The 23,909-nt window shown below is 65.5% G+C and carries 21 protein-coding genes; 12 read left to right on the top strand and 9 right to left on the bottom strand.

Annotated elements, in window-relative coordinates:
• Positions 1 to 230 precede the first annotated feature (230 nt).
• From PCK14_RS16420 to PCK14_RS16445, 6 genes are all read left to right on the top strand, one after another.
• On the top strand, positions 231 to 2,306 hold the full coding sequence (locus PCK14_RS16420) for a hypothetical protein (RefSeq protein ID WP_269939593.1): 2,076 nt from the start codon (positions 231 to 233) through the stop codon (positions 2,304 to 2,306).
• 109 nt (positions 2,307 to 2,415) lie between these two features.
• Positions 2,416 to 4,572 (top strand): RNA polymerase recycling motor ATPase HelR, encoded by a 2,157-nt coding sequence (gene helR, locus PCK14_RS16425; protein ID WP_269939594.1) that lies wholly within the window; start codon positions 2,416 to 2,418, stop codon positions 4,570 to 4,572.
• 33 nt (positions 4,573 to 4,605) lie between these two features.
• Complete coding sequence (locus tag PCK14_RS16430; RefSeq protein WP_269939595.1) at positions 4,606 to 5,457, top strand: class I SAM-dependent methyltransferase; 852 nt, start codon at positions 4,606 to 4,608, stop codon at positions 5,455 to 5,457.
• A gap of 183 nt (positions 5,458 to 5,640) precedes the next feature.
• Complete coding sequence (locus PCK14_RS16435; RefSeq protein ID WP_269939647.1) at positions 5,641 to 6,039, top strand: protein-tyrosine phosphatase family protein; 399 nt, start codon at positions 5,641 to 5,643, stop codon at positions 6,037 to 6,039.
• Between the two features lie 290 nt (positions 6,040 to 6,329).
• On the top strand, positions 6,330 to 8,546 hold the full coding sequence (locus tag PCK14_RS16440; RefSeq protein WP_269939596.1) for an HNH endonuclease signature motif containing protein: 2,217 nt from the start codon (positions 6,330 to 6,332) through the stop codon (positions 8,544 to 8,546).
• 70 nt (positions 8,547 to 8,616) lie between these two features.
• The gene (locus PCK14_RS16445; RefSeq protein ID WP_269939597.1) at positions 8,617 to 9,117 is read left to right on the top strand and encodes a hypothetical protein; all 501 of its coding nucleotides are present in this window, start codon (positions 8,617 to 8,619) and stop codon (positions 9,115 to 9,117) included.
• On the opposite strand, the gene PCK14_RS16450 is transcribed toward PCK14_RS16445, so the two are convergent.
• The 3 genes from PCK14_RS16450 to PCK14_RS16460 form a co-directional block, all read right to left on the bottom strand.
• A complete protein-coding gene (locus PCK14_RS16450) occupies positions 9,098 to 9,529 on the bottom strand; it encodes a GNAT family N-acetyltransferase (protein ID WP_269939598.1) in 432 nt (143 codons plus the stop codon). The two genes, PCK14_RS16445 and PCK14_RS16450, sit on opposite strands and share 20 nt — an antisense overlap.
• 67 nt (positions 9,530 to 9,596) lie before the next feature.
• Positions 9,597 to 10,415 (bottom strand): MBL fold metallo-hydrolase, encoded by an 819-nt coding sequence (locus tag PCK14_RS16455; RefSeq protein WP_269939599.1) that lies wholly within the window; start codon positions 10,413 to 10,415, stop codon positions 9,597 to 9,599.
• A gap of 153 nt (positions 10,416 to 10,568) precedes the next feature.
• Positions 10,569 to 11,372: an SDR family oxidoreductase gene (locus PCK14_RS16460; protein ID WP_269939600.1), complete on the bottom strand. Its 804-nt coding sequence runs from the start codon at positions 11,370 to 11,372 to the stop codon at positions 10,569 to 10,571.
• 105 nt (positions 11,373 to 11,477) lie between these two features.
• Here PCK14_RS16460 and PCK14_RS16465 point away from each other — a divergent pair, with 105 nt between their 5' ends.
• Positions 11,478 to 12,365, top strand: a complete 888-nt coding sequence (locus tag PCK14_RS16465; RefSeq protein WP_269939601.1) for a sigma-70 family RNA polymerase sigma factor — start codon at positions 11,478 to 11,480, stop codon at positions 12,363 to 12,365.
• 493 nt (positions 12,366 to 12,858) lie between these two features.
• Here the strand turns inward: PCK14_RS16465 and PCK14_RS16470 are convergent, their stop codons facing one another.
• From PCK14_RS16470 to PCK14_RS16490, 5 genes are all read right to left on the bottom strand, one after another.
• Positions 12,859 to 13,950 carry a DUF4238 domain-containing protein gene (locus PCK14_RS16470; RefSeq protein WP_269939602.1) on the bottom strand — a complete coding sequence of 364 codons (1,092 nt, stop codon included), beginning with the start codon at positions 13,948 to 13,950 and terminating at the stop codon, positions 12,859 to 12,861.
• Between the two features lie 328 nt (positions 13,951 to 14,278).
• Entirely contained in the window at positions 14,279 to 14,446 is a 168-nt protein-coding gene (locus PCK14_RS16475; RefSeq protein WP_269939603.1) for an alpha/beta fold hydrolase, read from the bottom strand.
• A 143-nt stretch (positions 14,447 to 14,589) separates the two neighbouring features.
• The gene (locus PCK14_RS16480; RefSeq protein WP_269939604.1) at positions 14,590 to 16,980 is read right to left on the bottom strand and encodes an excinuclease ABC subunit UvrA; all 2,391 of its coding nucleotides are present in this window, start codon (positions 16,978 to 16,980) and stop codon (positions 14,590 to 14,592) included.
• 246 nt (positions 16,981 to 17,226) lie between these two features.
• Positions 17,227 to 17,772: a GNAT family N-acetyltransferase gene (locus PCK14_RS16485; RefSeq protein WP_269939605.1), complete on the bottom strand. Its 546-nt coding sequence runs from the start codon at positions 17,770 to 17,772 to the stop codon at positions 17,227 to 17,229.
• Between the two features lie 7 nt (positions 17,773 to 17,779).
• Positions 17,780 to 18,535: a Clp protease N-terminal domain-containing protein gene (locus PCK14_RS16490; protein WP_269939606.1), complete on the bottom strand. Its 756-nt coding sequence runs from the start codon at positions 18,533 to 18,535 to the stop codon at positions 17,780 to 17,782.
• A 116-nt stretch (positions 18,536 to 18,651) separates the two neighbouring features.
• On the opposite strand from PCK14_RS16490, the gene PCK14_RS16495 reads away from it, so the two are divergent.
• Positions 18,652 to 19,305 (top strand): peptide deformylase, encoded by a 654-nt coding sequence (locus PCK14_RS16495; protein WP_269939607.1) that lies wholly within the window; start codon positions 18,652 to 18,654, stop codon positions 19,303 to 19,305.
• Between the two features lie 9 nt (positions 19,306 to 19,314).
• On the top strand, positions 19,315 to 20,184 hold the full coding sequence (locus PCK14_RS16500) for a methyltransferase domain-containing protein (protein ID WP_269939608.1): 870 nt from the start codon (positions 19,315 to 19,317) through the stop codon (positions 20,182 to 20,184).
• Positions 20,185 to 20,195: 11 nt separating this feature from the next.
• On the opposite strand, the gene yczE is transcribed toward PCK14_RS16500, so the two are convergent.
• Positions 20,196 to 20,867, bottom strand: a complete 672-nt coding sequence (gene yczE / locus PCK14_RS16505; RefSeq protein WP_269939609.1) for a membrane protein YczE — start codon at positions 20,865 to 20,867, stop codon at positions 20,196 to 20,198.
• 59 nt (positions 20,868 to 20,926) lie between these two features.
• Between yczE and yczR the strand changes: the two genes are divergently transcribed.
• The 3 genes from yczR (at position 20,927) to PCK14_RS16520 (ending at position 23,906) form a co-directional block, all read left to right on the top strand.
• Positions 20,927 to 22,336, top strand: coding sequence for a MocR-like transcription factor YczR (gene yczR, locus PCK14_RS16510; RefSeq protein WP_269939610.1), 1,410 nt, complete (start codon positions 20,927 to 20,929; stop codon positions 22,334 to 22,336).
• 66 nt (positions 22,337 to 22,402) lie between these two features.
• Positions 22,403 to 22,888, top strand: a complete 486-nt coding sequence (locus PCK14_RS16515) for an NfeD family protein (RefSeq protein ID WP_269939611.1) — start codon at positions 22,403 to 22,405, stop codon at positions 22,886 to 22,888.
• 85 nt (positions 22,889 to 22,973) lie between these two features.
• On the top strand, positions 22,974 to 23,906 hold the full coding sequence (locus PCK14_RS16520; protein WP_269939612.1) for an SPFH domain-containing protein: 933 nt from the start codon (positions 22,974 to 22,976) through the stop codon (positions 23,904 to 23,906).
• The last annotated feature ends 3 nt before the right edge of the window (positions 23,907 to 23,909 follow it).

Here is a 23,909-nt window from a genome sequence, read left to right on the forward strand (position 1 = left end):
AGGTGAGTCTGGCATTAGCGTGGGACATGGGAACCTCCGGACCGTGAAGGATTAGACAACTCCACTAAGCCCGGAGGCTCCCCCTTTTTTCAAGACCCGAGCGTCACCAACCTCATGGCCAAGTACACCTAACCCGGTCCCGGGACCTTCCGCCGGCGCCGGAAACGGTAGCATGGAGCTTTTGGATGCTGCCCGTTTTTGGGCCGGCGCCACGGCACATGGGGAGTGGAATGGCGGTCTGGACAGGGCACAACTGGCAGTTCATCGAGACAGGTGACGCACAGGCTGTCATCGGCATAGCCTTCGGCATTGGCCTGCTGGATGAGGCCGTCAGCTCCACCGGGGCACTGTCGATTGCCCTGTCCGCGCTCCGGGCGGAGCTGTCGCAGCCCGTCGACGTGGGCGACGGGACCTTCTTTGTCCCGGACGTAGAAGTTTCCCTGTGCACCGACACGGCCACCCTCACCATCCGGGGCAGCCGTGAAGGGGTCTCCGCCACCTGGCGCCGCCTGCCCGGGCTGTTCGTCCCCGGCACTGTTCACGCGGACGTCCCGCTGCTGCGGCCCGAGCCCCTTGCCTGGCCCGCTGACGTTGTGCACCGCACCGGACACAATGCCGCTGCCCTGGGCTGGTTGAAGACCACTGCCCCCGACGCCCACGGCCAGGCGGCGGCCCTCCTGCCCCGACTGGATCCCCGGTCCCGCGCATTCCCCGCGGTGTTTTTCACCAACGACAAGTTCCTCGTTGGCCTGGCGTTTCCCATCGAGCCCGTCACTGACATTCCACCCCTGTTCAGCGGGCCGGACGACGTCGTTGCGGCGCCCCGCTCGCTGTGGGCAGACGGCACCCCTGCCTGCACCGATCCGGACCGGGCCGGCCAGGAGCCGTCCACCGTCAGCAAGGGGGACTCCTCCCACCTCGACGGCTCCCTGGGCATCTCACAAACGGGCATCAGGCGGGTGCTGCTGTCGGCCCTGGTTCCGCGCTCTACAGGGGGCCAGCTGGCAGCCGAACTCCTGCGCCGAAAGGCCGCCGCGATTGGCGCCGACACCATCGGCCACCGGGACGGCCTGGGCCTTGAACTGCAAGGTGCCGGGGCCGCGTCGATGCTGGTGGTCACCTCTGGGCAGCCAATTTCCGGACCGGACCGGAACGAGCTGCTCAAGGAACTCGGCAAGGCCCTGGCGCTCGTTCCGGACGCCTGGATCCACGATGCCGTGGCCGATGCCGGTGCGTCGGATCCAAGGCTGGAACGCGAGCGCAGGCTCATGGGCCTCCCGGCGGAATCGGCCGCCACGGTTTTCGGGGTGCGCAAGGCCATCAGCGACGCCGTCAGTCACACCCTGAGATTGAACTTCGTCCTGGCCAGCTCCGGCTTCGGCGATGCCAAGCAGGCGGACGCCGGCCTGCCCCAGCCGGGAAGCGAGCAGGTATTCAAGACCCGGGTGGGCCGCGTGGTCCACGAAGCACGGGTGGATTCCTGGGACCCGACACCCCCTCCGGCGTGGATTTCCTCGCTCATTGTTGGCCGGGACAACATCCGCCTTGGCGGGCTGCAGGCCGGCCATGGCCAACGGGCACCCATCACCGACGGGGTTGCCACCACGGCAGCAATTGCCGTTTTGGAGGACCCGGCCGGCACAGTGGTGGTTGTCGATGACCAGCTGCGGACGCTGACACTGCAGCCGGAACTGTTCCACCGCCCCGACAAATTGCGCCAGGTCCTGTCCACGAGGCTGGCAGGGGTCCCACGCCTTGCTTTCACCAGCACAGTGGATCCCGCCAAGCTGAAGAGCTTCATCCGGCAAAAGCAACGCGCAAAACTGTGGCCGATCGTGGGTGCGGCTGCCGTGGTTGGGGCGGTGGTCGGCCTCAGTGCGCTGAACAACACTTCCGACCCCGTCGCCACCGAGCGCATTGCCTTCGGCGAAACCGCGCAGCTGAGCAACGGCACGACAATCACCGTGGGCAATCCGGAGCTTGGGGCGGAGGGCCTGCTGCGCACCGCCGCCGTCGATGTTCGCTTCTGTGCAGGTGGCGACACGAAGGCCAAGGGCCTGCCACCGGAAACCCGCCGAAGCATCGCCCCTGCGGACTTTCTCGGATTCAACAAGGGAGCGGGCAATGCCCAGCTGGTGGACAGTTCAGGGGGTCTGCATGCCGCCGTCCTCGCCGACGGCCAATGCACCACGGGCAGCCTGACCTTCGGGGCGCCACAGCTGGAGAACCCCAGGTTTGCCTACAAGAACCAGGCAGGCGACGACGTGGTCTGGTATCCGGCCGGTGAGCTGCCGGACGGCAAGTAGCCTTCCGCATTTTCAGCTTACAACCTGTGGGGGGCCTTGCCGCAAGGCCCCCCCACAGGGCGCACAATGGGTAGCTGCCCCACCAGCTCCACCCGAAGGAACCGCGCCCATGACCCCGGCAAACAGCCCGTTCAATCTCCCCGAAAACCTTGCCGCCAAGGCCCGTCATGCGCTCATCGCCGCCGACGAACAGCACTTTGACCTCATCGCCTCGACCCTTGCATCCACAGCCTCCCAGCTTGGCGAACAGCTCGTGGCCGCGCGCCGGGAGCACGTCCGGCTGGGGCAAGCCGCCGTGGAACGCGATGTCGAAGTCCGCCGGCTGGCCACACGCCTGCGCACGCTTGAGCGCTTTGGCCTGGACCTCTGCCTGGGCCGGATTGACCCGGCTGACGGTTCCGGGCCGCTCTACATTGGGCGGCTCGGCCTGACGGACTCCGAGGGCAACCGCCTGCTGACCGACTGGCGTTCCCCGGCGGCCGAACCGTTCTTCGGCGCAACCCACGCCAATGCCATGGGCCTGGCGGGCCGCCGCAGGTACCGCTGGACGCGCGGCAACATCACCGACTACTGGGACGAGGCGTTTGCCCTGGACGGCACCGCGCCGGATTCCACCGCAGCACTTGAAGACCTCTCCGCCTTCATCGCCAGCCTGGGCAGCGCCCGCTCGGACTCCATGCGGGATGTGCTCGGCACCATTGCTGCCGACCAGGACGCCGTCATCCGGGCACCAGCACGCGGCACGCTCGTGGTCGACGGCGGCCCCGGCACGGGCAAGACGGTCGTGGCACTCCACCGCGCCGCGTACCTTATCTACTCCGACCCACGCATCGGCCGGCACCAGGGCAGCGTGCTGTTCGTGGGACCGCACCAGCCCTTCCTGAACTACGTTGCCGACGTCCTGCCAAGCCTGGGGGAGGAGGGCGTTCGGACGGCCACCTTGCGGCACCTGGTCCCGGAGGGCACCGAGACCCTTCCGGAACGCGAGCCGAACGTGGCCAGGCTGAAATCAACGGCGGCCATGGTCTCCGCCATCGAATCGGCGGTGCGATTCTACGAGCAGCCACCCGCAGGGGCACTGTCCATCGAAACGCCATGGGCTGATCTCCAGGTCAGCACCGGCGACTGGGCCGAGGCCTTTGCCACGCCGGGCCCCGGCACCCCTCACAACGAGGCCCGCACCGAGGTGTGGGAGGCGCTGCTGGACATCCTCGAGGAGCGGCACAACGGCGGCGACTTCCCCGAGGGCGCGCTTCGCCAGGCCCTTGCCCGGCATGGGGAATTGGCGGCCACCTTCAGCCAAGCCTGGCCGCTGCTGCAGTACACGGACATTGTGGGTGACCTCTGGCGGGTCCCGGCCTACTTGCGCCTGTGCGCGCCGTGGCTCAGCCGCGCGGAGGTGGAGCTCCTGCAACGCGAGGACCCCTCGGCGTGGACCGTGGCTGACCTGCCCCTGCTCGGCGCGGCCAGGCTGCGCCTTGGCGACCCGGAGGAATCCCGGCGCAAGCTGCGGCAGGCCGCCGTCGAACGTTCCGGGAGGGAACTCATGGACAGGGTGGTGGGGGACCTCATTGCCGCCGATGATTCCGAGCTGCTCGTCATGACCATGCTGCGCGGCGACGACATGCGGGAGAGGCTGGGCGGCCAGGACCAGGTGCCCGGCGCGGAACCGGATGCACTGGCGGGCCCGTTCGAGCACATTGTGGTGGATGAGGCGCAGGAACTCACGGACGCCCAATGGCAGATGCTGCTGACGCGCTGCCCGTCGCGCAGTTTCACAGTGGTGGGGGACAGGGCGCAGGCGCGGCACGGCTTCGCAGAGTCCTGGGAGGAACGGCTGGCGCGGGTGGGGCTGGGCAGCATCTCGCTGGCGCGGCTCGGGGTCAACTACCGCACGCCCGCGGAGGTCATGGACGCGGCCGGGCCCGTCATCAGGGCGGCGCTTCCGGATGCCAATGTGCCGGCATCCATCCGCAGCGGCCCGCCTGTCCTGTACGGTTCGACGGCGGAACTTGGCTCCCGTCTGGAGGCTTGGCTGGGTGCCAATCCGGCGGGAACCGCGTGTGTCATCGCTACGATTCCGGTGGCCTCTGCGGTGACAGCCATGCCACGGGTTTCGGTGCTGGCGCCGGAATTGGCCAAGGGACTGGAATTTGACCTGGTGGTGCTGCTGGAACCGGAGTCGTTCGGAGCTGGCATCACGGGTGCGGTTGACCGCTATGTCGCCATGACGCGCGCAACGACGCAGCTCGTGGTGCTTGGCTGACGCCCGCCACTCGGCTGCATAGCCTTGGCTCCCATGGGAGACAAACAAACAGACATCACATGGGAACTGGCGCGCGCCACCAACTTGGACAACTGGGAGGACAGGGTCCCGCTGCACGAGGCGGCCTACGGCGTCGCGGCATTTGAGGATCCCGGCCACCTCAGTGAAGTGGCCCGGGAAGACCTAATGGCCATGGCGCCATTCCTGCCGGGCGGATCCGTTGCTGCCTTGGATGTGTGCCACCTGCAGTGCCACATCGGCACCGACACGTTGTCGTTGGCCAGGGCGGGTGCCAGGGTCACCGGCGTCGACTTTTCACCTGCGGCACTGGAGTCCGCGGCTGGGCTGGCGGAACGGCTGGGCCTGTCTGCCACGTGGGTGGCGAGCGATGTCCTGGACGCGCGGGCAGCTGTTGCCGGGGACTTCGACGTGGTTTACACGAGCATCGGCACCATCACTTGGCTGGATGACCTGCACCGCTGGGCCGCCCAGATCGCCGGGCTGCTGCGCGCCGGCGGACTCTTCTACATCCGGGATGGGCACCCCTCGCTGTACGCCCTGGATGAGGATGCCGAGAGTTTGCAGCTGCGGTACCCGTACTTCGGCGGCGGAGCTGCACAGCTCTGGGACGAGTCGACCACTTACGCCGGCGACGGCACTGTGGCGCACTCCCGCACCTACCAGTGGGTCCATCCAATGTCCGATATTCTCAACGCCTTGATCGGCGCCGGGCTGAAGCTGCTGCGCGTGGATGAGGGCAAGACCCTGCCGTGGCGCTTCAGCACTCGCATGGTTGAGGTGCCGGGTGGTTTTGCCTGGCCCGAGGAGGAGCGGGACCTGGTGCCGTGCACGTACACCATCATCGCCAGGAAGGGCGGGGCATAAGCCTTGCTCAGCCATCAATGACGGCGTCGCCACGCCGCCCAAGGTCGGGCAGCGCACTGGGTTGTCGCATCGAGGCAAGCAAAAGTCAGCGTCGGCCACAATTGAATGTCGGCCACAACGGGCGTGGGACCGCCGGAGTAGCGTGGAGGCATGGGTGAATGGGACGGACAGCCCGGAACGTTGATGCTCCCGGATGGCCGGACCGTCCGTGGAACGGGCGTTCGACGGGCTCGCGGAGATGTCGGGCCACCGGAGTTTGCCGTCTACCTGCTCGGCCGCGACCCGGGCATCCGTCTATGGGATTGCCGTTGGGTGCGATGGCGGGATTTTGGCCCCCCGCACTCAACCACCGACGCCTTGGCTGCGCTGCAAGAGGCATTTGCCAGGGCCGCATCGGAGCGGGTGGAAATAGCCTGCGGCGGCGGTGTCGGGCGAACCGGAACCGCACTGGCCCTCATGGCCGTCATGGCGGGCATCCCGGCTTCCGGCGCTGTGGCCTGGGTCCGGGAGAACTACCACCCGAGAGCGGTGGAAACCCGACGCCAGAGACGGTGGGTTATGGAGGCCTCGGCGACGCTGTGAGCCTGCCCCGGTGGTCGATCCCGTGCGCGGTGGTCGAGCTTGTCGAGACCCCGGGCGCCTCGGTGGTCGAGCCTGTCGAGACCCCCGCGCACCCCGGTGGTCGAGCCTGTCGAGACCCGGTTCGGCCTCCGGCGGTCGAGCCTGTCGAGACCCGGCCGTACCCCGGTGGTCGAGCCTGCCCCCGGTGGTCGAGGTTGTCGAGACCCGGGCCTTGCCCGTGATGCGAAAATATGTCCGTGAACTTCTCAACAACCATGTTGCTACTAGCAAATTTGATCTATAATTGATGCATGGGCGGTTCGGTGAATTTCCCGGCTAACCGGGAGGATTCCTCCACCACAGATGCTGTGGCGGAACTGCTGAATGCCTTCACATTTCCCACCATCATCCCCCTGACCACCGACATGGCAGCCCTGGAGGGTTTGCCCGATTATCCAGAGCTGGACATGGCCGCTGTTCCCGACGCCACCGTCCCAGATAGGGCCAGGGAGTTCCCGGAATCCCGCCTGGGCGGGCTCCGGTCCTTGCAGGACAGCACCGCAACAGCCTTGGCCGCGATGCACCGGCACAAGAACCAGGGCGCCGCCTTCACCGCGGTGTTGGTGGAACGAATGCTCTCCGCGGCGGAGGCCGAAGCCACCGTGTTGGAGTTGGATCCGTGGCAGCGAGAAACGTCCCGGGCCGGGGTGCGGGCCGAAATCGCCGCGCTGTTCACCATCTCCGAGGGCTACGCCGGGGCCTTGATGGTCGATGCGGCCATCCTGGTCCGGCACCTTCCCGCGACCATGGAGCAGCTCTCGGCGGGGGTGTTGGGGTGGGAGCATGCGGTCATCATCGCCGAAGAAACCACCCTGCTGCGCCAAGCCCGCCTGCCCCAAGACGTGATTGACGCGTTCGAACAAGTGTTGTTGGGGAAGGCGGAGCATGCCACGCTGCACAATTTCCGGGAGAAGGCACGCAGGGCGCGGGAACGCGCCTATCCGGAGACCCTGGTCCCCAAGACCCGGCAGGCCTATGAGCGCCGGCAACTGGGGATCAGCCGGTCCCGGGACGGGATGGCCTGGCTCAACCTCTACGGCCCCTCCCCAACCATCGAGGCGATCTGGGCCCAATGCACCGCCACAGCCCAGGGCGCCCAAGGCCCCCACGAAGACCGCACCCTCACCCAACTAAGGGCCGACATCGCCGCCGCCCTCCTCCTCTGCCAAACCCTCGATCAGAACGGGATCCACGCACCCGCACCAGCCCCCGCCAGTGACTGCGCCCTGGTGGCAGAGAAGACACAGGGAACAACCCCTGATAGTTCAGCCGACTCGGCCGATACTGCCCAGCAGGGCGCCTGGTTTACCACCCTGGCCGAGACCGGTCCGGACCCCTGCCAGGGCGCAGCGTTCCCTGACCCCGACCGCCTCGGCCCGCATTTCTACTCCTGGCAACTGCCCGTCTTTGACGACCCCGACTATCAGGACCCGGCCTTCAGGGAGCCTGACCCGCGGAACCTGCCCGACTGGCAAGTACCCGGACAGCCACCACACCTCACACCCACCAGCAACAACACCGCCGCCAACACCAGCGGTCCCGGCGGCAACGGCGCAGCCGGGCCCGGACCCAGCCCGAAGGGGAGCAGTGTGTCCGGATGTGGTGCTGGGACGTGGCCGCCACTGCCACAGGTCACCCCAATTCTGTTGGTGCCGGCGTTGTCACTGCTCGGGTTCACGGACGAGCCGGCCTGGATGTCAGGAGCAGGCCCGATCAGCATCGAGGTCGCGAAGTACCTCACCGCCAACGCACCCAGCTTCTACCGGGTGTTGGTGGACCCCATCAGCAACCAACCCCTGGATGCGGCACCCGACATTCACCGGGTGACGAAGGCGATGGAGATCAGGCTACTGATGCGCGATGAGTACTGCGTGTTCCCGGGCTGCAACGCCCGGGCCGTGAACTGCGAAACCGACCACCTCCAAGCCTTTAGCACCGGCGGACCCACCACCTACGACAACCTCGAATCCCTATGCAGGCTCCACCACCGGCTCAAGCACCACAAAGACGACAAAACCCGCAACGGCCGCATCCGCACCGAGCAGTCCTTTGAACGGCAATCCGTCCACCCCCGCGCCTGGAGCCCCCGCAAGACCCCGGACGGGATCGAATGGACCAGCCCCACCGGCCACCAACACCCACCCGAGCAACAAGACACCCAACCACCGGTCTACAACGAAACCCTCAAAACCCTCATCGATGCCACCCTGAAAGCACTCCAACAACGCCAAGAGTCCGGGAACGACGAGGACGGCACGGGCGCCTACGACCTCACCGCACCGCCCTGGGAGTACCGCCCCGACGAAGAAGACGAAGACGATCCCGACTTTGACTACGACGAGGCCGTAGCCGCCGGCTGGGATCCCGACAACCTCCCCGAACCACCGGCCCAAAGCGAGGAAGAAGTGGAAATCCTGGACCGCATGTCCATCGAAGAGTATCTACGCCGCCACCCCAACGCCGCCTAGTCGCTTGCACCATGGAACCCCGGGGGTTTCCACCCAAAGGGGGGATGAGTCCATCCGCTAGGCTCGTGAAATGGGACCTGACAAAGTGCACCGGCCGAATCTGGCAGTCGGCATAGCCGGCATCGCATTTGCTCTCACGGTGGCCTATTCCATTGCAGGGTCATTGCAGGTACTGGTGTGGAATCCGAAGGCAGCCGTGCCGGGTGCGACGCTGGAAGAGATAGCGGCAGCCATGGCGCGGGCCAATGAGACGCTGGCTGTGCCACTCGTCGTCACCTGGGCGGTGACTGGAATTCTGCTAGCCGCAGGCGTCTTCGTCGCGGCCTTGGCAATGCAGCTCCCTGCCGGAGCCGCGGCCAAGCTGGGCCTGGCGATTGTCGCGCTGGGTGCACCATCACATTGGTTTGCGTCGTTCCCTGCGGGCATGGGCATCGCAGACACTTTTGCCACTTCGGGAGGAGACCACGCCCCCTGGGGCATGCTCCTCTATGCGGTGAGTGTGGTTGCGTTCGCGGCCCTGCTGGTCTTAGTGGTCCGCAGGCGCAACGGCATCAAGCCGATTCCGGCTTAGTCGTCCGCGCCATCCACTGCGATGGAACGTCCAAGGGTTCGAACCCGAACTTTTCATAGAGCGTATGCGCGTCCTCCGTCGCTAGGAGTATGCGCTTGAGGTTCATGGGCTCGAACTCGTCCAGGATTCCCTGCAACAGGACAGAGCCGATACCCTCTCCACGATCCTCCGCGGAGACGAAGACATCGCAAAGCCAGGCAAAGGTCGCCCCATCCGTCACCACGCGGGCGTAGGCCACTTGCCGGCCAGATGCTGACTCGTAGACGCCAAAATTGCGGGATCCGCCGAACGCGCGGTCCTGCACCTCACGAGGCCGGCCCCTCGCCCAATAGCTCTCATTGCTCAGCCAGAGGTGGACCAGTGCCCGGTCAATGTCTTCCGTCGCTGCGGAGAAGTGGTAGTTCGAAGCCATCAACACATACAACCACAAGCTGGTTTCGACACGTTCAACGTTGGCCCCGAGCCACCATTGTGTTGACCTAGGGCAATTTTGGCCGCTCGGACTGCACGCTAGATTCAAGCGCCTGGATCTGCCGCGCGTGCACGTCTGCCACCCACTCCCAACCGGGCTTGGCAGAAGCGTCGATCCTCGAATCATTCACATCCTGGGCGCCCCTCAGTGCCTGCAGATACTTTCTATCCTGGAGGATCCGCGTCTTGGCCTCGCCTACACCCCCAATGGTGCCGTGGCCCGGAATGAGGACCTCGACGTCGTCCGCCAGACCCTCCAACATGAGCAGGGCAGCGAGGTAGTCCTCAATCGGGTCTGTCGCACCCGCCAGGTCCAGCATCGGAATCAAAACGTCAGAAAGTGTGTCGCCTCCGATGAGCACCCCCTGATCTTGAATCCAGAGCGCAGCATGCCCTGGGGCATGGCCTTCATGTCCCAGGATCTGGACAGGAGGGCCGTCCCATGGAATCTGCGTTGTTCCGTCTGGCAAGCCGGAAACGTGGCCCAGCAGCTCCAGTGGCACGTCCTCAGGGATGCCGAATCTCTTGGCATCGATCCCGCCGGCCAGCCTCGCCCGAACGGTGGCCGCGCAGCGGGACGTACCAAAGCGCGGCACGTCCCCGAATCCAGGGTGCCAGAGGAGGTGGTCCCAGTGCGGATGCGTTGAGAAGCCCGCCAGCACCCTCTGGCCCGCAGAGGCCAGATCATTTACCAGACAGTCCAATTCGTGGCCGTGCACTCCGGGATCAATGAGCAACACACCATCGCTGCCCTGCACCACAACAGTGTTGCTTTGGCAGAACTCGCTCACGTGCACCTGCACACCCGCCGCAACTTGCTTCAGCATGGGGGCTCTTTCCGTTGGTGGTTTGGAACCGCTGGTCAAGACTGTAGGGCGTGGTGGCGGCCAGTGGCAAGCAGGGAGCACGCGGGGGAGTGGTCCGCGCGAACGCACTTGCGACGGCACGCCTTCTCCACGACAAGCATGTAGGGGAGCTAGTCAGGACTGAAGACAGCCTTCCTGTTTTTCTATCAGGAACTCTTCAAAGGTACGCCGCCCCACGGTGCGATCAGGGGCCAGGTTGGCGCCGTCCCGCTGGGCCTTGGCCGCTTTTCCGGGAATGTGCATGGGCAGTATGAGGCGCCTGTGGCCAGTTGCCCGCACGTAGCTCCTGACCAGGTCTTCCATTGGATAAATGCGGGGCCCCCCGATGGCTGGCACAAAACCAGAGGCTTCGCCCAGCGACAACTCAACGAGGCGTTCGGCCACTTCGCGAACGTCGACGGGCTGGTAGGAGAAAGTCGCGAAGGTCGGAATGACCGGCAGCTTCATCCCCAGCTCGGCGAAGGCCGCGATGAAATCGTGGAACTGGGTTGCACGCAGGGTCGTGAACGGGATGCCGGAGCTGGCGATGATCAGCTCGCTTTTCCGCTTCTCCTCGAAGTAACCGAGTGTGGCCCGGTCAATCCGGCTGGCGAACGGCGTCGTGTCGGCTCCAACCACCGAGATGTACACCAGGTGCCGCACCGCGCCTGCCCGGATGAGGCTGTCCACCAAGTGACCGGCCTTGACCGAATCCCCCTTTGCGCTGCCGGCACCGTGGATGACCGTCTCCACGCCGGACACGGCCGCGTCAATGCCCTGGCCAGATTCCAGGTCGCCAATAAGGTATTCCACGCCGTCCCGGGGCCGCTGGGGGCTGCGACTGAGGACGCGCACGGTGTGTCCGGCGTCCACAAGTAGTGGCACCAGCGCCCTGCCCAGGTTGCCGGTGCCGCCTGTGACCAAAATGGGCTGATCCATGATTTGCTCCAAACTCTTTTCGAGGGAATGTGCCTTGTCGTGTCACATAGACCCCACTTTGCGGGTCTACTTAAGTGACACCACACAGCGGAGGAATGTGACCGAATGGGCGAGCAGGAGTGGTTCACCGAACATTTTGAGCAACATCGTCCCCGGCTACGCGCGGTTGCCTACCGCATGCTCGGTTCCGCCAGCGAGGCCGACGACGCCGTGCAGGACGCCTGGATTCGCGCCAGCCGCGCCCACACCACGGATGTCGACAACCTCGGGGCCTGGCTGACCACCATCGTTGCGCGGGTCTGCCTCAACTCTCTGCGTTCGCGCACGCGGTTGAAGGAAGAACCACTCGATGCCTTCGTGCCCGAACTGATCGTCTCCGGAGATAACGTCCGTGATCCGGAGGAACAGGCGCTGCTGGCCGACTCAGTGGGGACAGCATTGCTGGTTGTCCTGGAAACGCTGTCCCCGGCCGAACGCCTCGCTTTCGTCCTGCATGACCTCTTCGCGGTGCCCTTCGTGGAAATCGCTCCCATGATCGAGCGAACACCAGAAACCGCCCGGCAACTGGCTAGCCGGGCCCGGCGGCGGGTGCGCGGGCAGGCTCCAGCACCGGACCCGGACATCGTGCGTCAACGCGAGGTCGTTGACGCATTTTTTGCTGCCGCCCGCGACGGCGACTTTGACGCGCTCGTCGAACTGCTGCATCCCGAGGTCGTCTTCCGCGCCAACGGTCTCACGACACGGCCTCTTGTGATTGCAGGCGCCGAAACCGTGGCGAAGAACGCACGCATGTTCGGTCCGGACTCGCCACCATACCGTCACGTCTTGGTCAATGGGGCGGCGGGGGTGATCGTGGTTGCGGACGGGCAGTTGATGTCCGTCACGGGTTTCACGATCGTCAACGGTCGCATCGCCGCGATCGACGTACTTGCCGGCCCGGAGCGCATGCGCGAATACGACCTTTCGCTTCTACCTCTGGACGGTGGATCGTGAGACGCGGGAACTGTGGGGGAGTGGCGCCTCACATTTCTACGGGAAGGCGGCTAGGTCTGCGTCGTAGCTTGAGCATTCCTGTCCAGCACTGAACGTGAGTGAAGCGATCCGCGGCATGAGTGCAAAGAATAAAGTGACTGCCTTGACGCCCTTTGCGACACGTCGGCTTCGAGGAGGCTCAACCATCAATTCCGGGTGGACCTGCGGATGCACTCAGGACCCCGAAACCAAGGGACACAGGGAGTGGGCGTCACTGCAGATATCCAGCCCCTTCCGGGCCCAGATTCACTTTACTTGACATAATGTAGATTATCGGCGCTTTGGACGAGTCTTCAGAAGATATGATTTCACGACCAAATATCAAGTATCGCCCGATCTGGCTGACAGCGTTCACCGAAGAACACTGAGGGCCCTCCATCCTTCGCGCCCAGCGTCTTTTGTTTGCCCTGGAATGAAGCCAGCACGTGGCTCGAGGGTCGCTACTTCCTGCCGATCAATCGTCGTTCAGTCGGTCATCCCATATGACGAGACGATTCGGAATTGGCCATTCCAAGTCATCGAGGCTAAAACTATCGCCCCCATCGAGCGAGGCAGGCAGGCTATTTCGATCACTATCACTGAGATGACCGAACAGTCCTTCCTCCTTGACGAATCGCGCCGCGGAAGGAGAGCTAACCTCCCGCTCTCGAACTTCTGGCACGTGCATCCCTCGAATTACGTTCTCATCATCAGGATGAGAATAGAGACAAGTTCTAGAGTTGGTGGCGGTCGCCTGATTCATGCTTTTCGCGGTCAGCGCAGTCCCCTCCATCCTAAGATCAGGAAGGTCCGGAGAAGCACCTATCACAAGCCCATGAGTCCTGGACAGTGGCAGTGCGAATCCGCCAGCATTGGCCAACCCAACACCGAAGAAGGGCGGGTGCTGAGGGGTTTTGAGCAACGATACTGGATGGTCGCCCGTAACAAGATGTTTCCGCTTGTAGACGTTCACAGACCATTGCATGCTTGCCAGCATGGTGGCCGTCGGCTCCAAAAGCTCACCAACCATTCTGAGATGACTACGGGCATCTGCTCGCAGTCTCGGGCCTCCATCCCGAGTGAGCTCGGCCCATTCAAAGTCCAGACGCTCACTGCTTATGGGTGCACTTTCGGCATTTTCAATGTGTCGCCTCAAGGCCTCTTTTCCTGAGGTTCCCACGACAAGTTGAATCATGAGGGCATTGATGTTGTTTCCTTGCGTCCGAACACCCTCGGAACGAAGGTGTTGCAGGGCGATCCAAAGCGCCAGATCACACTTCTCTTCCGCACTAAGTGGCCAGCCGCCATTGCCCACGACGGACTTGAGTACCGCGCCGGCTGGCCCTTCTACGTCAGAAAACGCGCGTTCGAAATAGTCACTGAGTTGACCATCTTCCAACTCAATGGTGTAAAAGTCTTTGACAACGGAGGCCCTTTCGACGGAGATGAGGTGGCTCCGGTACCCGGGCAGGAGCGTTCGGCGAAGGCGATTCGATGAATCAGCAAAGCCCTTTAGGTAGAACTTTGATACAACATGCTGTTTGCGGACGAGCTCTGGTTTCCCCATCTGCCCAGCTTAGGACATCAAAGTTGCCGCACGCTGCCAAGTTGTCGTTTCTTGCAGCAGGTCAGGTACCCCGACCAGCCGCCCTTAGAGAAACCCCGCAGGGCTTCCACCCACGCCTAAAAATCTCCAAATGGGCGTCATGGCCTGCATCTGCAATATCGATCCGCAACGTCCCGGCCACAACAAACTTGACCTTCTTCGTTTCGTCGAACATTCCACCTTCCGCGTACAGGACAAGCGTCCTTGCCTTGACCCTGACCCTCTCTTCCCTGTGCGGCACCATGACGTGGCGGATGCAGGCCTCCATGATGTCAGCGTCAAACCTTGGCTACAGGCCACAGTCCCAGTACTCCAGCGCGTCAACCCACGCGCCCGCAATGGCGCTTCGCCCGTGTCCGCGCTGGTCCAGCGCCACCACCCGGAATTCACCGGCAAGGGCACGCAGGGTGGGCTCAAACTCCCCCGACTCCCCCGCCAGGCCGTGCAAAATCACCACAACCGGCCCCTGCCCGACCTCCAGGTACGACAACCTCACGCCATCCCGTTGGAATGCGAACCGGCGGATGTCCACGCCCAACTCCCCCACCGCCGCCATGTCCCCAGGGTGATTCACATTAGAAGATGTATTCCAATCCAGCGTCAGGCGCCCACGTAGGCGGCCAGGTGCTGCCCGGTTAGCGTCGCACGGGATGCCACAAGCTCTGCCGGCGTGCCCTCGAAAACCACCGTGCCGCCGTCGTGCCCGGCGCCGGGGCCGATGTCGATGATCCAGTCCGCGTGCGCCATGACGGCCTGGTGGTGCTCAATCACAATGACCGACTTTCCGGATTCCACGAGCCGGTCCAGCAGCCCGAGGAGCCGTTCGACGTCGGCCAGGTGCAGGCCGGTGGTGGGCTCGTCGAGGACGTAGATACCGCCCTTCTCCCCCAGGTGCGTGGCCAGCTTGATGCGCTGGCGCTCACCGCCGGACAGCGTGGTCAGCGGCTGGCCCAACTTCAGGTAGCCAAGTCCGACGTCGGCCAGGCGGCTGACGATCTTGTGCGCGGCAGGCAGCTTCGCATCGCCGTCGCGGAAGTACTCCTCAGCCTGGTCCACGGACATGCCAAGGACCTCGCTGATGTTCTTACCGCCCAGGTGGTATTCGAGCACGGCGGCCTGGAAGCGGCGGCCCTCGCACTCCTCGCAGACGGTGGAGACGCCGGCCATCATGCCCAGGTCCGTGTAGATGACGCCCGCGCCGTTGCAGGTGGGGCAGGCGCCCTCGGAGTTGGCGCTGAACAGGGCGGGCTTGACGCCGTTGGCCTTGGCGAACGCCTTGCGGATGGGTTCCAGCATGCCGGTGTAGGTGGCGGGGTTGCTGCGGCGCGATCCGCGGATGGCGCCCTGGTCAACAGTCACCACGCCCTCGCGGCCCGAGACCGAGCCGTGGATGAGCGAGCTCTTGCCCGATCCGGCCACGCCCGTGACCACCGTGAGCAGGCCCAGCGGGATGTCGACGTCGACGTTCTTGAGGTTGTTCTCCGTTGCCCCGCGAATCTCCAGGGCACCGGAAGACTTCCGGAATGAGTCCTTCAGGGACACCCTGTCGTCCAGGTGCTTGCCGGTCAGGGTGCCGCTGGCGCGCAGCCCCTCGATGCTGCCCTCGTAGACCACCTGGCCGCCGGCGGATCCTGCCCGGGGGCCCAGGTCAATGACGTGGTCGGCGATGGCAATTGCCTCGGGCTTGTGCTCCACTACCAGCACTGTGTTGCCCTTGTCGCGCAGCTGCAGCAGGAGCTTGTTCATGCGGTCGATGTCGTGCGGGTGCAGGCCAATGGTGGGCTCATCGAACACATAGGTGATGTCCGTCAGCGAGGATCCCAGGTGGCGGATCATCTTGGTGCGCTGTGACTCGCCGCCGGACAGCGTGCCGGAGGGCCGGTCCAGCGAGAGGTAGCCCAGGCCAATGTCCACGAAGGAGTCAAGGGTCTCCCCCAGCGCCTCCAGCAGCGGCGCCACGGACGGTTCGCTCAGCGAGCGGACCCAGGCGGCGAGGTCGCTGATCTGCATGGCGCAGGCGTCGGCGATGCTGACACCCTCAATTTTGGAGTTGCGGGCATGCTCGGCCAGGCGTGTGCCGTTGCAGTCGGGGCAGGTGGTGAAGACGACGGCGCGCTCCACGAAGGCGCGAATGTGCGGCTGCATGGCGTCAACGTCCTTGGCCAGCATGGACTTTTGCATCTTCGGGATGATGCCCTCATACGTGAGGTTGATGCCTTCGACCTTGACCTTGGTGGGCTCCCTGTACAGCAGGTCGTGCAGTTCCTTCTTGGTGAACTTGCCCAGCGGCTTGTCCATGTCAAAGAAGCCTGTGCCACCGAAGATGCGCCCGTACCAGCCGTCCATGCTGTAGCCGGGCACGGTGAGGGCGCCCTCGGAAAGTGACTTCCCGGCGTCGAACAGGGCCTCGAGGTTGAAGTCGTTGACCTTGCCCATGCCCTCGCAGCGCGGGCACATGCCGCCGGTCACGGAGAAGCTGCGGCGCTCCTTGACCTTCTCCCCCGCCTTTTCAATGGTGATGGCACCGGCGCCGCTGACGGAGGCCACGTTGAAGGAATAGGCCTGCGGCGAGCCGATGTGCGGCTGGGCCAGGCGGCTGTAAACGATGCGCAGCATGGCGTTGGCGTCAGTCACCGTGCCCACCGTGGAGCGCGGATTGGCGCCCATGCGCTCCTGGTCAACGAGGATGGCGGTGGTGAGGCCCTCCAGCACGTCCACGTCCGGGCGCGCCAGCGTGGGCATGAAGCCCTGCACGAACGCGCTGTAGGTCTCGTTGATCATGCGCTGGGACTCGGCGGCAATCGTGCCAAAGACCAGGGAGCTCTTGCCCGAGCCGGAGACGCCTGTGAAGACCGTCAGCCGGCGCTTGGGGATCTCCACGCTGACGTCCTTGAGGTTGTTCACGCGTGCGCCCTGCACCCGGATCATCTCGTGGCTGTCGGCAATGTGCGACGCCGGGGCGCGCGTTTCGCTGCTGGCTTCCGTGGTCATGGCTCTCGTTTCGTCTGGGCGCAGCCGCTGGGCGGTGGGCGCTGGCGGGCGGTCCGGCCCCGCGGGTGCCGACTGGATGTGTGGCGGCCCGGGTGCCGGAATCCAGTCTAGGGGGCGCCGGGGGTGGACACTTCTTGAATCCTGCCCGGACTTCCGGCAGGAACGCCAAAGCCGCCCGGATGCAAGCATTCCGGGCGGCTCTGGGCCGCTGGCGTGGCGTAGCTGTCGCCGCCCGCCCTTGGAGCGCTAAGACTCCGTGGCGGGGTTCTTCACCACGAACAGTTCGCACCGGGCGTTGTAGTACTTCTTGGTCGTGCCCTGGTGTTCCATGCCGATGCGGCGGCACACGCTTTGCGAGGCCTCATTGGCGGAGTTGGTCACGGCAACCACGTGGGGCAGGCCGGCCGCGAAGGCGTGCTCAAGCACGGCAGTTGCAGCTTCCGAGGCGTAGCCGCTGCCCCAGTGGTCCGGATGGAAGTGCCAGCCGATCTCCACGTCGTCGGAGGGTGCCAGTGGCTCCTCGCCCGAGGCGGGAATGGGCTTGAGCAGCAGCGTCCCCACGGGCAGGCCGTCTTCCTTGCGGGTCACGGCCCAAACGCCATGGACGGGGTGCTGCAGTTCCTGGAACCGGCGCACACGCTCCACCGCTTCACTGCGGCTTTCCATGACGGCGGGTTCGGTGCCGATGAAGCGCTGCACCACCCAGCGGGAGTATAGGTCGTAGGCAAAGTCGACGTCGGAATCTTCCCACGGGCGCAGGGCCAGGCGTTCGGTTTTGATTTCAGCAGTCATTTCTTCATTATGCACGGTTCTCCGCGGCCCGCCCGTGGTCCGCGGATTCCCGGGCGAGCTCCGCCGTAACAAAGTCCTCGGCCGCCTGGCGCCCCACTCCGGCGCCGGACAGCACGCCGGAGCCGTTCTCCTGTTCCAGCAGGGCCAGCAGGATGTGCTCGGCCCCCACATGGTTGTGGCCCAGCCGGAGCGCCTCACGGAACGTCAACTGCAGCAACTTGCGCGCATCGGCGTCGAACGGCACCATGTCCGGAACCTGGTCCGCGGCGGGCTCCAGCCGGGCAGTGGCGGACTCCCCCACTCCCCCCGGCGAAACGCCCTGTGCGGCCAGCGCCCGCACCGCGAGGGAGTCCGGCAGCGCCAGCATGCCCAACACCAGGTGCCCCGGGGTGATGGTGGCATTCTTCGCGGCATGCGCCTCGTTCTGGGCGGCCACCACCACGTTCCGCGCTTCCTCGGTGAAGCGGCTGAAGCCCTGGCTGGCATCGAGGTCCGGGGCCTCCCCCTGGGCCTTGTCCACAAACCTCTTCTGCGCGGCCTGCTTGGTCACGCCCATGCTGCGCCCAATCTCGGACCATGAGGCCCCCGACCGCCTCGCCTGGTCAACAAAGTGCCCAATGAGGTGGTCCGAGACCTCGCCGAGGTGCTCGGCCACCAGCATGGCACCGGAAAGCTGTTCGAGGGGGCCGTTGTGGTTCTTCACCAGCGCGGCGATGAGTGAGTCCAGCGGGGCGGGGTTTGCAATGTCAAAAATGTTCGTCATGCGTCAACCCTAGGTTGACACGCATCAATCGTCAACAGCAGGTTGACGATTTGCGGCCGCAGGTCATTTGCTTGGCACAATGGAGGCCACACAACACCACACCACAAGGAGCCGTGATGACGTTTGCATTTGACGCCGCCTACCTGCGCAGCGCCGTGGAATCCGTGCTGGATGCCGGCGAGTTGCCGGTGATCGTGCAAGCAGGCCACCCCGTGCTTCGTGCACAGGCACTGCCCTTCACGGGCCAGCTGACGGACACCGAGCTGGCCCGGCTCATCGAGATCATGGTGGACACCATGCGCGCGGCCCCCGGCGTGGGGCTGGCCGCACCCCAAATCGGCATCCCGCTACAGCTGGCCGTGCTTGAGGACCAGTACCCGGTCAGTGAGGAAAACGCCGCCGCCCGCGCTCGCGAACCGCTGGAACTGTTCACCATCATCAACCCGCGCTACACGCCCTCGGGCACGGAACTCGCGTCACACTACGAGGGCTGCCTGTCCATGTCGGGCTGGCAGGCAGTGGTGGACCGCGCCGCCGCAGTTGACCTGGCGTACGACGACGAATACGGCACCGCGCGCACCCGCCGCTTCACGGGGTGGCAGGCACGGATCGTCCAGCACGAAACCGACCACCTCGGCGGAACCCTCTACATAGACAAGGCCCACACACGCTCGCTGGCCTCCAACGCCGAGTACAGCCGCAACTGGGCCAACCCCGACGTCGCCGCCGCGAGGTCCGGGCTGGGCTTCGGCACCCCGCGGCCCGCCTAGGATTGATGCATGGAAACCCCCGCACTCAATGCCCTGCTGTGCCCCCACTGCGGCCTGGAATTCACCGCGCCCCAGCCGGACGCACACTCGCTGGCCTGCGCGGGCGCCCACACCTTTGACGTGGCCCGCCAGGGCTACCTGAACCTGCTCACGGGCCACGGCACCAAGTTCGTGCCGGACACCGCGGCCATGGTCGCCGCCCGGGATGCCTTCCTGGAGGCCGGCCACTACCAGCCCCTCGCGGACGCGCTCGCGGACCGGGTCGGCTCGCTGCTGGCCGCGGCCGAGGGCAATGCGCTGATTGTCGACGCCGGCACGGGCACCGGCTGGTACCTCCAGCAGGTTTTGGCGGCCCTCGGCGGGCGCACTGTGGCTGCTGTTGGCCTGGACATCTCCAAATTCGCCCTGCGTCGTGCCGCCCGGCGCAACCCGCAGGCCCTGAACGTGGTCTGGGACCTGTGGCGCGAACTGCCGCTGGGTGCCGGCACGGCTGACGTGGTGCTGGTGGTGTTTGCCCCGCGCAACGCGGCCGAGTTTGCGCGGATCCTCAAGCCCGGCGGCTCGCTCGTCATCGTGACCCCGCTGCCGGGGCACCTGGCGGAAATTGCCCAGGAGGCCGGCATGCTGGGCATCCAGGACGGCAAGGAGGAGGCGCTGGCCGCCTCGCTGGCCGGGGACTTCACAGCAGAAGGCAGTGCGGAGCTTCACGTCCCGCTGGAGCTGGGCGCGGCCGACGTCGGAAATGTGGCGCTCATGGGCCCGGCCGGCCACCACCTCGACGAGGTGGCGCTGGGCGAACGCCTGGCCGCGCTCCCGGCAACAACCCGGGCGACGGCGGCCTTCCGGATTTCGGTGTTCCGCCCACTGCCGCGCCCGTAGCGTTCCCCTCCCTAGGGCTGGGCCTGCGGCACCGCGGCGGGGGCAGGCAGATCCACCATTGCGGCGCCTGGCTTCTTGGCGTGCAGGTCCACCCGCAGCCAGCGCAGCGTCAGCTGGGTCAGCGGCCCCACGCCGAGGGCAAATGCGGCCGTTCCGGCACCCACCACCCCGCCCAGCAGGAAGCCAATCACCACAACGCTCAACTCAATGCCGGTGCGGATGAGCCAGACGGGCCGGCCAGTGACGCGGACCAGGCCTGTCATGAGGCCGTCGCGCGGTCCCGGGCCGAGCCCTGCGCCAATGTACAGGGCCGTGGCGAAGGCCAGCAGGAACAGCCCTCCGGCAAAGGAGGCGCACTGCAGGGCCAATTGCTCCGCCTGCGGGATCAGGGCCAGTCCAATGTCGGCAAAGACGCCCACCAGCAGTGCGTTGGCGATGGTGCCAAAGCCGGGCCACTGCTTCAAGGGGATCCACAGCAGCAGCACGGCGCCGCTGATGATGATGGTGCACAGGCCAAAGGAAATTCCGGTGGTACGGGACATCCCCTGGGCGAAGACGTCCCAGGGCGAGGCGCCAATGTTTCCGCGGATCATGAGGGCAATGGCAATGCCGTACAGGGCGAGGCCCAGGACGAGCCGGATCACGCGGACGGGCAGGTTTTTGCTGGCTAGGAATTGGCGCATGTCCCAAGTCTAGAAGAACTGGCCTTACGCAAAAGGGCCAATTCAACTAATGTGGCCTAATGAACACTTTGGTGACGGGCCGCCGGCTGGCCCGCGAACTTGGCGAGTGGCGCAGCAACGCCCCCGCCTACAAGTCCCTGGCCGAGCGCATCCGGGTGCTGCTCATGGACGGCCGGCTCGCCAGCGGGGCACGGCTCCCGGCCGAGCGGGAACTGAGCCAGGCACTGGACCTGAGCCGCACCACGGTCGCTGCCGCCTACTCGAAACTGCGCGACGACGGCTTCCTGGACAGTGTGCGCGGCTCCGGCAGCACGCTTCGCCTGCCCGGCCGGGAGCGCGGCGAGCATGCGCTCCACACGGGCCTGCCGCTGGACTTCACCAAGGCCACAGCACCTGCCTACCCGGGGCTGCAGGCCGCCTACGCGGCGGCAGCCGCCGAGCTGCCGGCCCACCTGGGCCACGACGGCTTTGACCTCGTGGGGCTGCCGGACCTGCGCGAGTCGATCGCCCAGAGCTACCGGGACCGCGGCCTGCCCACCTCGGCCGAACAGGTCATGGTCACGATTGGCGCGCAGCATGCACTTCAGCTGGTGACACGCACCCTCTACTCCCCCGGCGAACGCATCCTGGTGGAGCAGCCCACCTATCCGCATGCACTGGACACCTTCAGCTCGATCGGCGCCCGCGTCCTGGCGTTCCCCGTCCGGCAGGACGGCGGCTGGGACCTGCCCGAGGCCTTGCTGCAGATCCGCCGTGCCGCGCCCACCCTGGCATTCCTCATGCCGGACTTCCACAACCCCACGGGCATGAGCATGTCGGTGCACGAGCGCGAGTTCCTCGCCGCGGCTGCCGCACGCGAAGGCACCGTGCTGGTGGTGGATGAGACCACAGCCCTGTTGGACATTGACCGCGGACCCCTGCCGCCCATGGCGTGCTTCTCGCCGAACATCCTCACGCTCGGCTCCCTCGGCAAGGTTGCCTGGGGCGGGCTGCGCATCGGCTGGATCAGGGGCCCGCGCGACATGCTGGCGCAGATCCTGCGCAACCGCCCGGCAGTGGACCTGGGCACCCCGCTCGTGGAGCAATTGGCGGCCACGCACCTGCTGGCCGACCTCCCCTCCATGGTGGCCAGCCGCAGCCTGGACCTGCGCCGCGGACGCGACAACGCGGTGTCGCTGCTGCGCGAGGCACTCCCGCAGTGGAAGGTACGCTCCCCCGACGGCGGGCTGAACCTGTGGATCAACACCGAAACAGTGTCCAGTTCCGCACTGGCGCTCGCCGCGCGGGCCGAGGGGCTGGGCCTGGTGCCGGGCCCCCGGTTCGGCATTGACGGTGCGTTTGAGCGGTACCTGCGGCTGCCGTTCAGCTACGGTGAGGGCCAAATGCGCGACGCCGTGGACATCCTGGCCCGGCTCGCCGGACGGGTGGGATCCGACCCGCTGAGAATGCCGCTTCAGGCCGTCATTTAGCCGGATTTTCCCAGCCCCGCGTAGTAGGCTCAAGGATACGGAGAACAAGTCTCTAAGGGGGACTCAATGCTTGAATGGATTAACGACTTCGGCTGGATCATCTGGTTGACGGTATTCCTGCTGCTGGCCGTGGCGGAGATGCTGACGCTGAACCTGTACTTCATCCTCATGTCGGTCGGAGCGCTGGCTGCGCTGGTGGCGTTCCTGTTCAATGCCGAGCTGTGGCTGCAGATCGTCATCTTCTGCGTCGTTGCCCTCGCCACCACAGTCCTGATCAGGCCCCTGGCCCTGGCACACCTGCACAAGGGCCCGGCCGACCAGCTCTCCAATGTTGACCGGCTCATCGGCCACAAGGCCGTGGTGCTGGAGACGGTGGGCACCGGAGGCGGACTCGTCAAGATTGGCGGGGACATCTGGACCGCACGGATCGCCGGCGGCAGCGAGATTCCCGTCGGGACCAATGTGGAGGTCTCCGCCATCGACGGCGCAACCGCGATCATCAGCCACCCGTCGGCACAGAAGTCCGGCGGCACCGCCGCAACAACGGCCTAGGCACCTGCCGGCGCGACGCGGCTTCATGCCAGCGCGCCGGCGGCCAGGTGCAAACAAGTTCTTTACACAGAAAAGAGGGGATTTCATGGGAGACGCCGGCACCATAGTTTGGCTTTTTGTTGTCTTGGTCCTGTTGATATTTGTTGTCATTGTCCTGGTGCGGTCGGTGCGGATCATTCCGCAGGCCCGCGCGGGCGTGGTGGAGCGGCTGGGCAAGTACCAGCGCACGCTCAACCCGGGCCTGACGGTGCTGATTCCGTTCGTGGACAGGCTGCTGCCGCTGCTTGACCTGCGCGAACAAGTTGTCTCGTTCCCGCCGCAGCCGGTCATCACGGAGGACAACCTGGTGGTCTCGATCGACACCGTGGTGTATTTCCAGGTGACCGACCCGCGGGCCGCCACCTACGAGATCGCCAACTACATCCAGGCCGTGGAGCAGCTGACCACCACCACCTTGCGCAATGTGGTGGGTGGCCTGAACCTGGAAGAGGCACTGACCTCCCGCGACCAGATCAACGGCCAGCTGCGCGGCGTGCTCGATGAGGCCACGGGCCGCTGGGGCATCCGCGTGAGCCGAGTGGAGCTCAAAGCCATTGACCCGCCCCTATCGATCCAGGATTCCATGGAGAAGCAGATGCGTGCCGAGCGTGACCGCCGTGCCGCGATCCTGACCGCGGAGGGCACCAAGCAGTCCGCCATCCTGACGGCCGAGGGTGAACGCCAGTCCTCCATCCTGAAGGCCGAGGGTGACGCCAAGGCGGCCATCCTGCGCGCCGACGGTGAATCCCAGGCCATCCAGAAGGTCTTCGGTGCCATCCACAAGGGCAACCCGACGCAGAAGCTGCTGGCGTACCAGTACCTGCAGACGTTGCCCAAGATTGCTTCCGGAACGTCCAACAAGCTGTGGATCATCCCCAGCGAGGTGGGCGAGGCCCTCAAGGGAATCGGCAATGTGCTGGGCACCAGCACCCCGGACACAGACGACGCCGGTGAGCCCGCCAAGGCTGCCGGGGAGTAAGCT

The organism is Arthrobacter sp. HY1533 (genome assembly GCF_027568515.1).
Lineage (GTDB): Bacteria > Actinomycetota > Actinomycetes > Actinomycetales > Micrococcaceae > Specibacter.

Coding starts and splice junctions, on each gene's coding strand:
- PCK14_RS16420 (WP_269939593.1), top strand. CDS start 231: ATGGCGGTCTGGACAGGGCACAACTGGCAGTTCATCGAGACAGGTGAC.
- helR (WP_269939594.1), top strand. CDS start 2,416: ATGACCCCGGCAAACAGCCCGTTCAATCTCCCCGAAAACCTTGCCGCC.
- PCK14_RS16430 (WP_269939595.1), top strand. CDS start 4,606: ATGGGAGACAAACAAACAGACATCACATGGGAACTGGCGCGCGCCACC.
- PCK14_RS16435 (WP_269939647.1), top strand. CDS start 5,641: ATGCTCCCGGATGGCCGGACCGTCCGTGGAACGGGCGTTCGACGGGCT.
- PCK14_RS16440 (WP_269939596.1), top strand. CDS start 6,330: ATGGGCGGTTCGGTGAATTTCCCGGCTAACCGGGAGGATTCCTCCACC.
- PCK14_RS16445 (WP_269939597.1), top strand. CDS start 8,617: ATGGGACCTGACAAAGTGCACCGGCCGAATCTGGCAGTCGGCATAGCC.
- PCK14_RS16450 (WP_269939598.1), bottom strand. CDS start 9,529: ATGGCTTCGAACTACCACTTCTCCGCAGCGACGGAAGACATTGACCGG.
- PCK14_RS16455 (WP_269939599.1), bottom strand. CDS start 10,415: ATGCTGAAGCAAGTTGCGGCGGGTGTGCAGGTGCACGTGAGCGAGTTC.
- PCK14_RS16460 (WP_269939600.1), bottom strand. CDS start 11,372: ATGGATCAGCCCATTTTGGTCACAGGCGGCACCGGCAACCTGGGCAGG.
- PCK14_RS16465 (WP_269939601.1), top strand. CDS start 11,478: ATGGGCGAGCAGGAGTGGTTCACCGAACATTTTGAGCAACATCGTCCC.
- PCK14_RS16470 (WP_269939602.1), bottom strand. CDS start 13,950: ATGGGGAAACCAGAGCTCGTCCGCAAACAGCATGTTGTATCAAAGTTC.
- PCK14_RS16480 (WP_269939604.1), bottom strand. CDS start 16,980: ATGACCACGGAAGCCAGCAGCGAAACGCGCGCCCCGGCGTCGCACATT.
- PCK14_RS16485 (WP_269939605.1), bottom strand. CDS start 17,772: ATGACTGCTGAAATCAAAACCGAACGCCTGGCCCTGCGCCCGTGGGAA.
- PCK14_RS16490 (WP_269939606.1), bottom strand. CDS start 18,535: ATGACGAACATTTTTGACATTGCAAACCCCGCCCCGCTGGACTCACTC.
- PCK14_RS16495 (WP_269939607.1), top strand. CDS start 18,652: ATGACGTTTGCATTTGACGCCGCCTACCTGCGCAGCGCCGTGGAATCC.
- PCK14_RS16500 (WP_269939608.1), top strand. CDS start 19,315: ATGGAAACCCCCGCACTCAATGCCCTGCTGTGCCCCCACTGCGGCCTG.
- yczE (WP_269939609.1), bottom strand. CDS start 20,867: ATGCGCCAATTCCTAGCCAGCAAAAACCTGCCCGTCCGCGTGATCCGG.
- yczR (WP_269939610.1), top strand. CDS start 20,927: ATGAACACTTTGGTGACGGGCCGCCGGCTGGCCCGCGAACTTGGCGAG.
- PCK14_RS16515 (WP_269939611.1), top strand. CDS start 22,403: ATGCTTGAATGGATTAACGACTTCGGCTGGATCATCTGGTTGACGGTA.
- PCK14_RS16520 (WP_269939612.1), top strand. CDS start 22,974: ATGGGAGACGCCGGCACCATAGTTTGGCTTTTTGTTGTCTTGGTCCTG.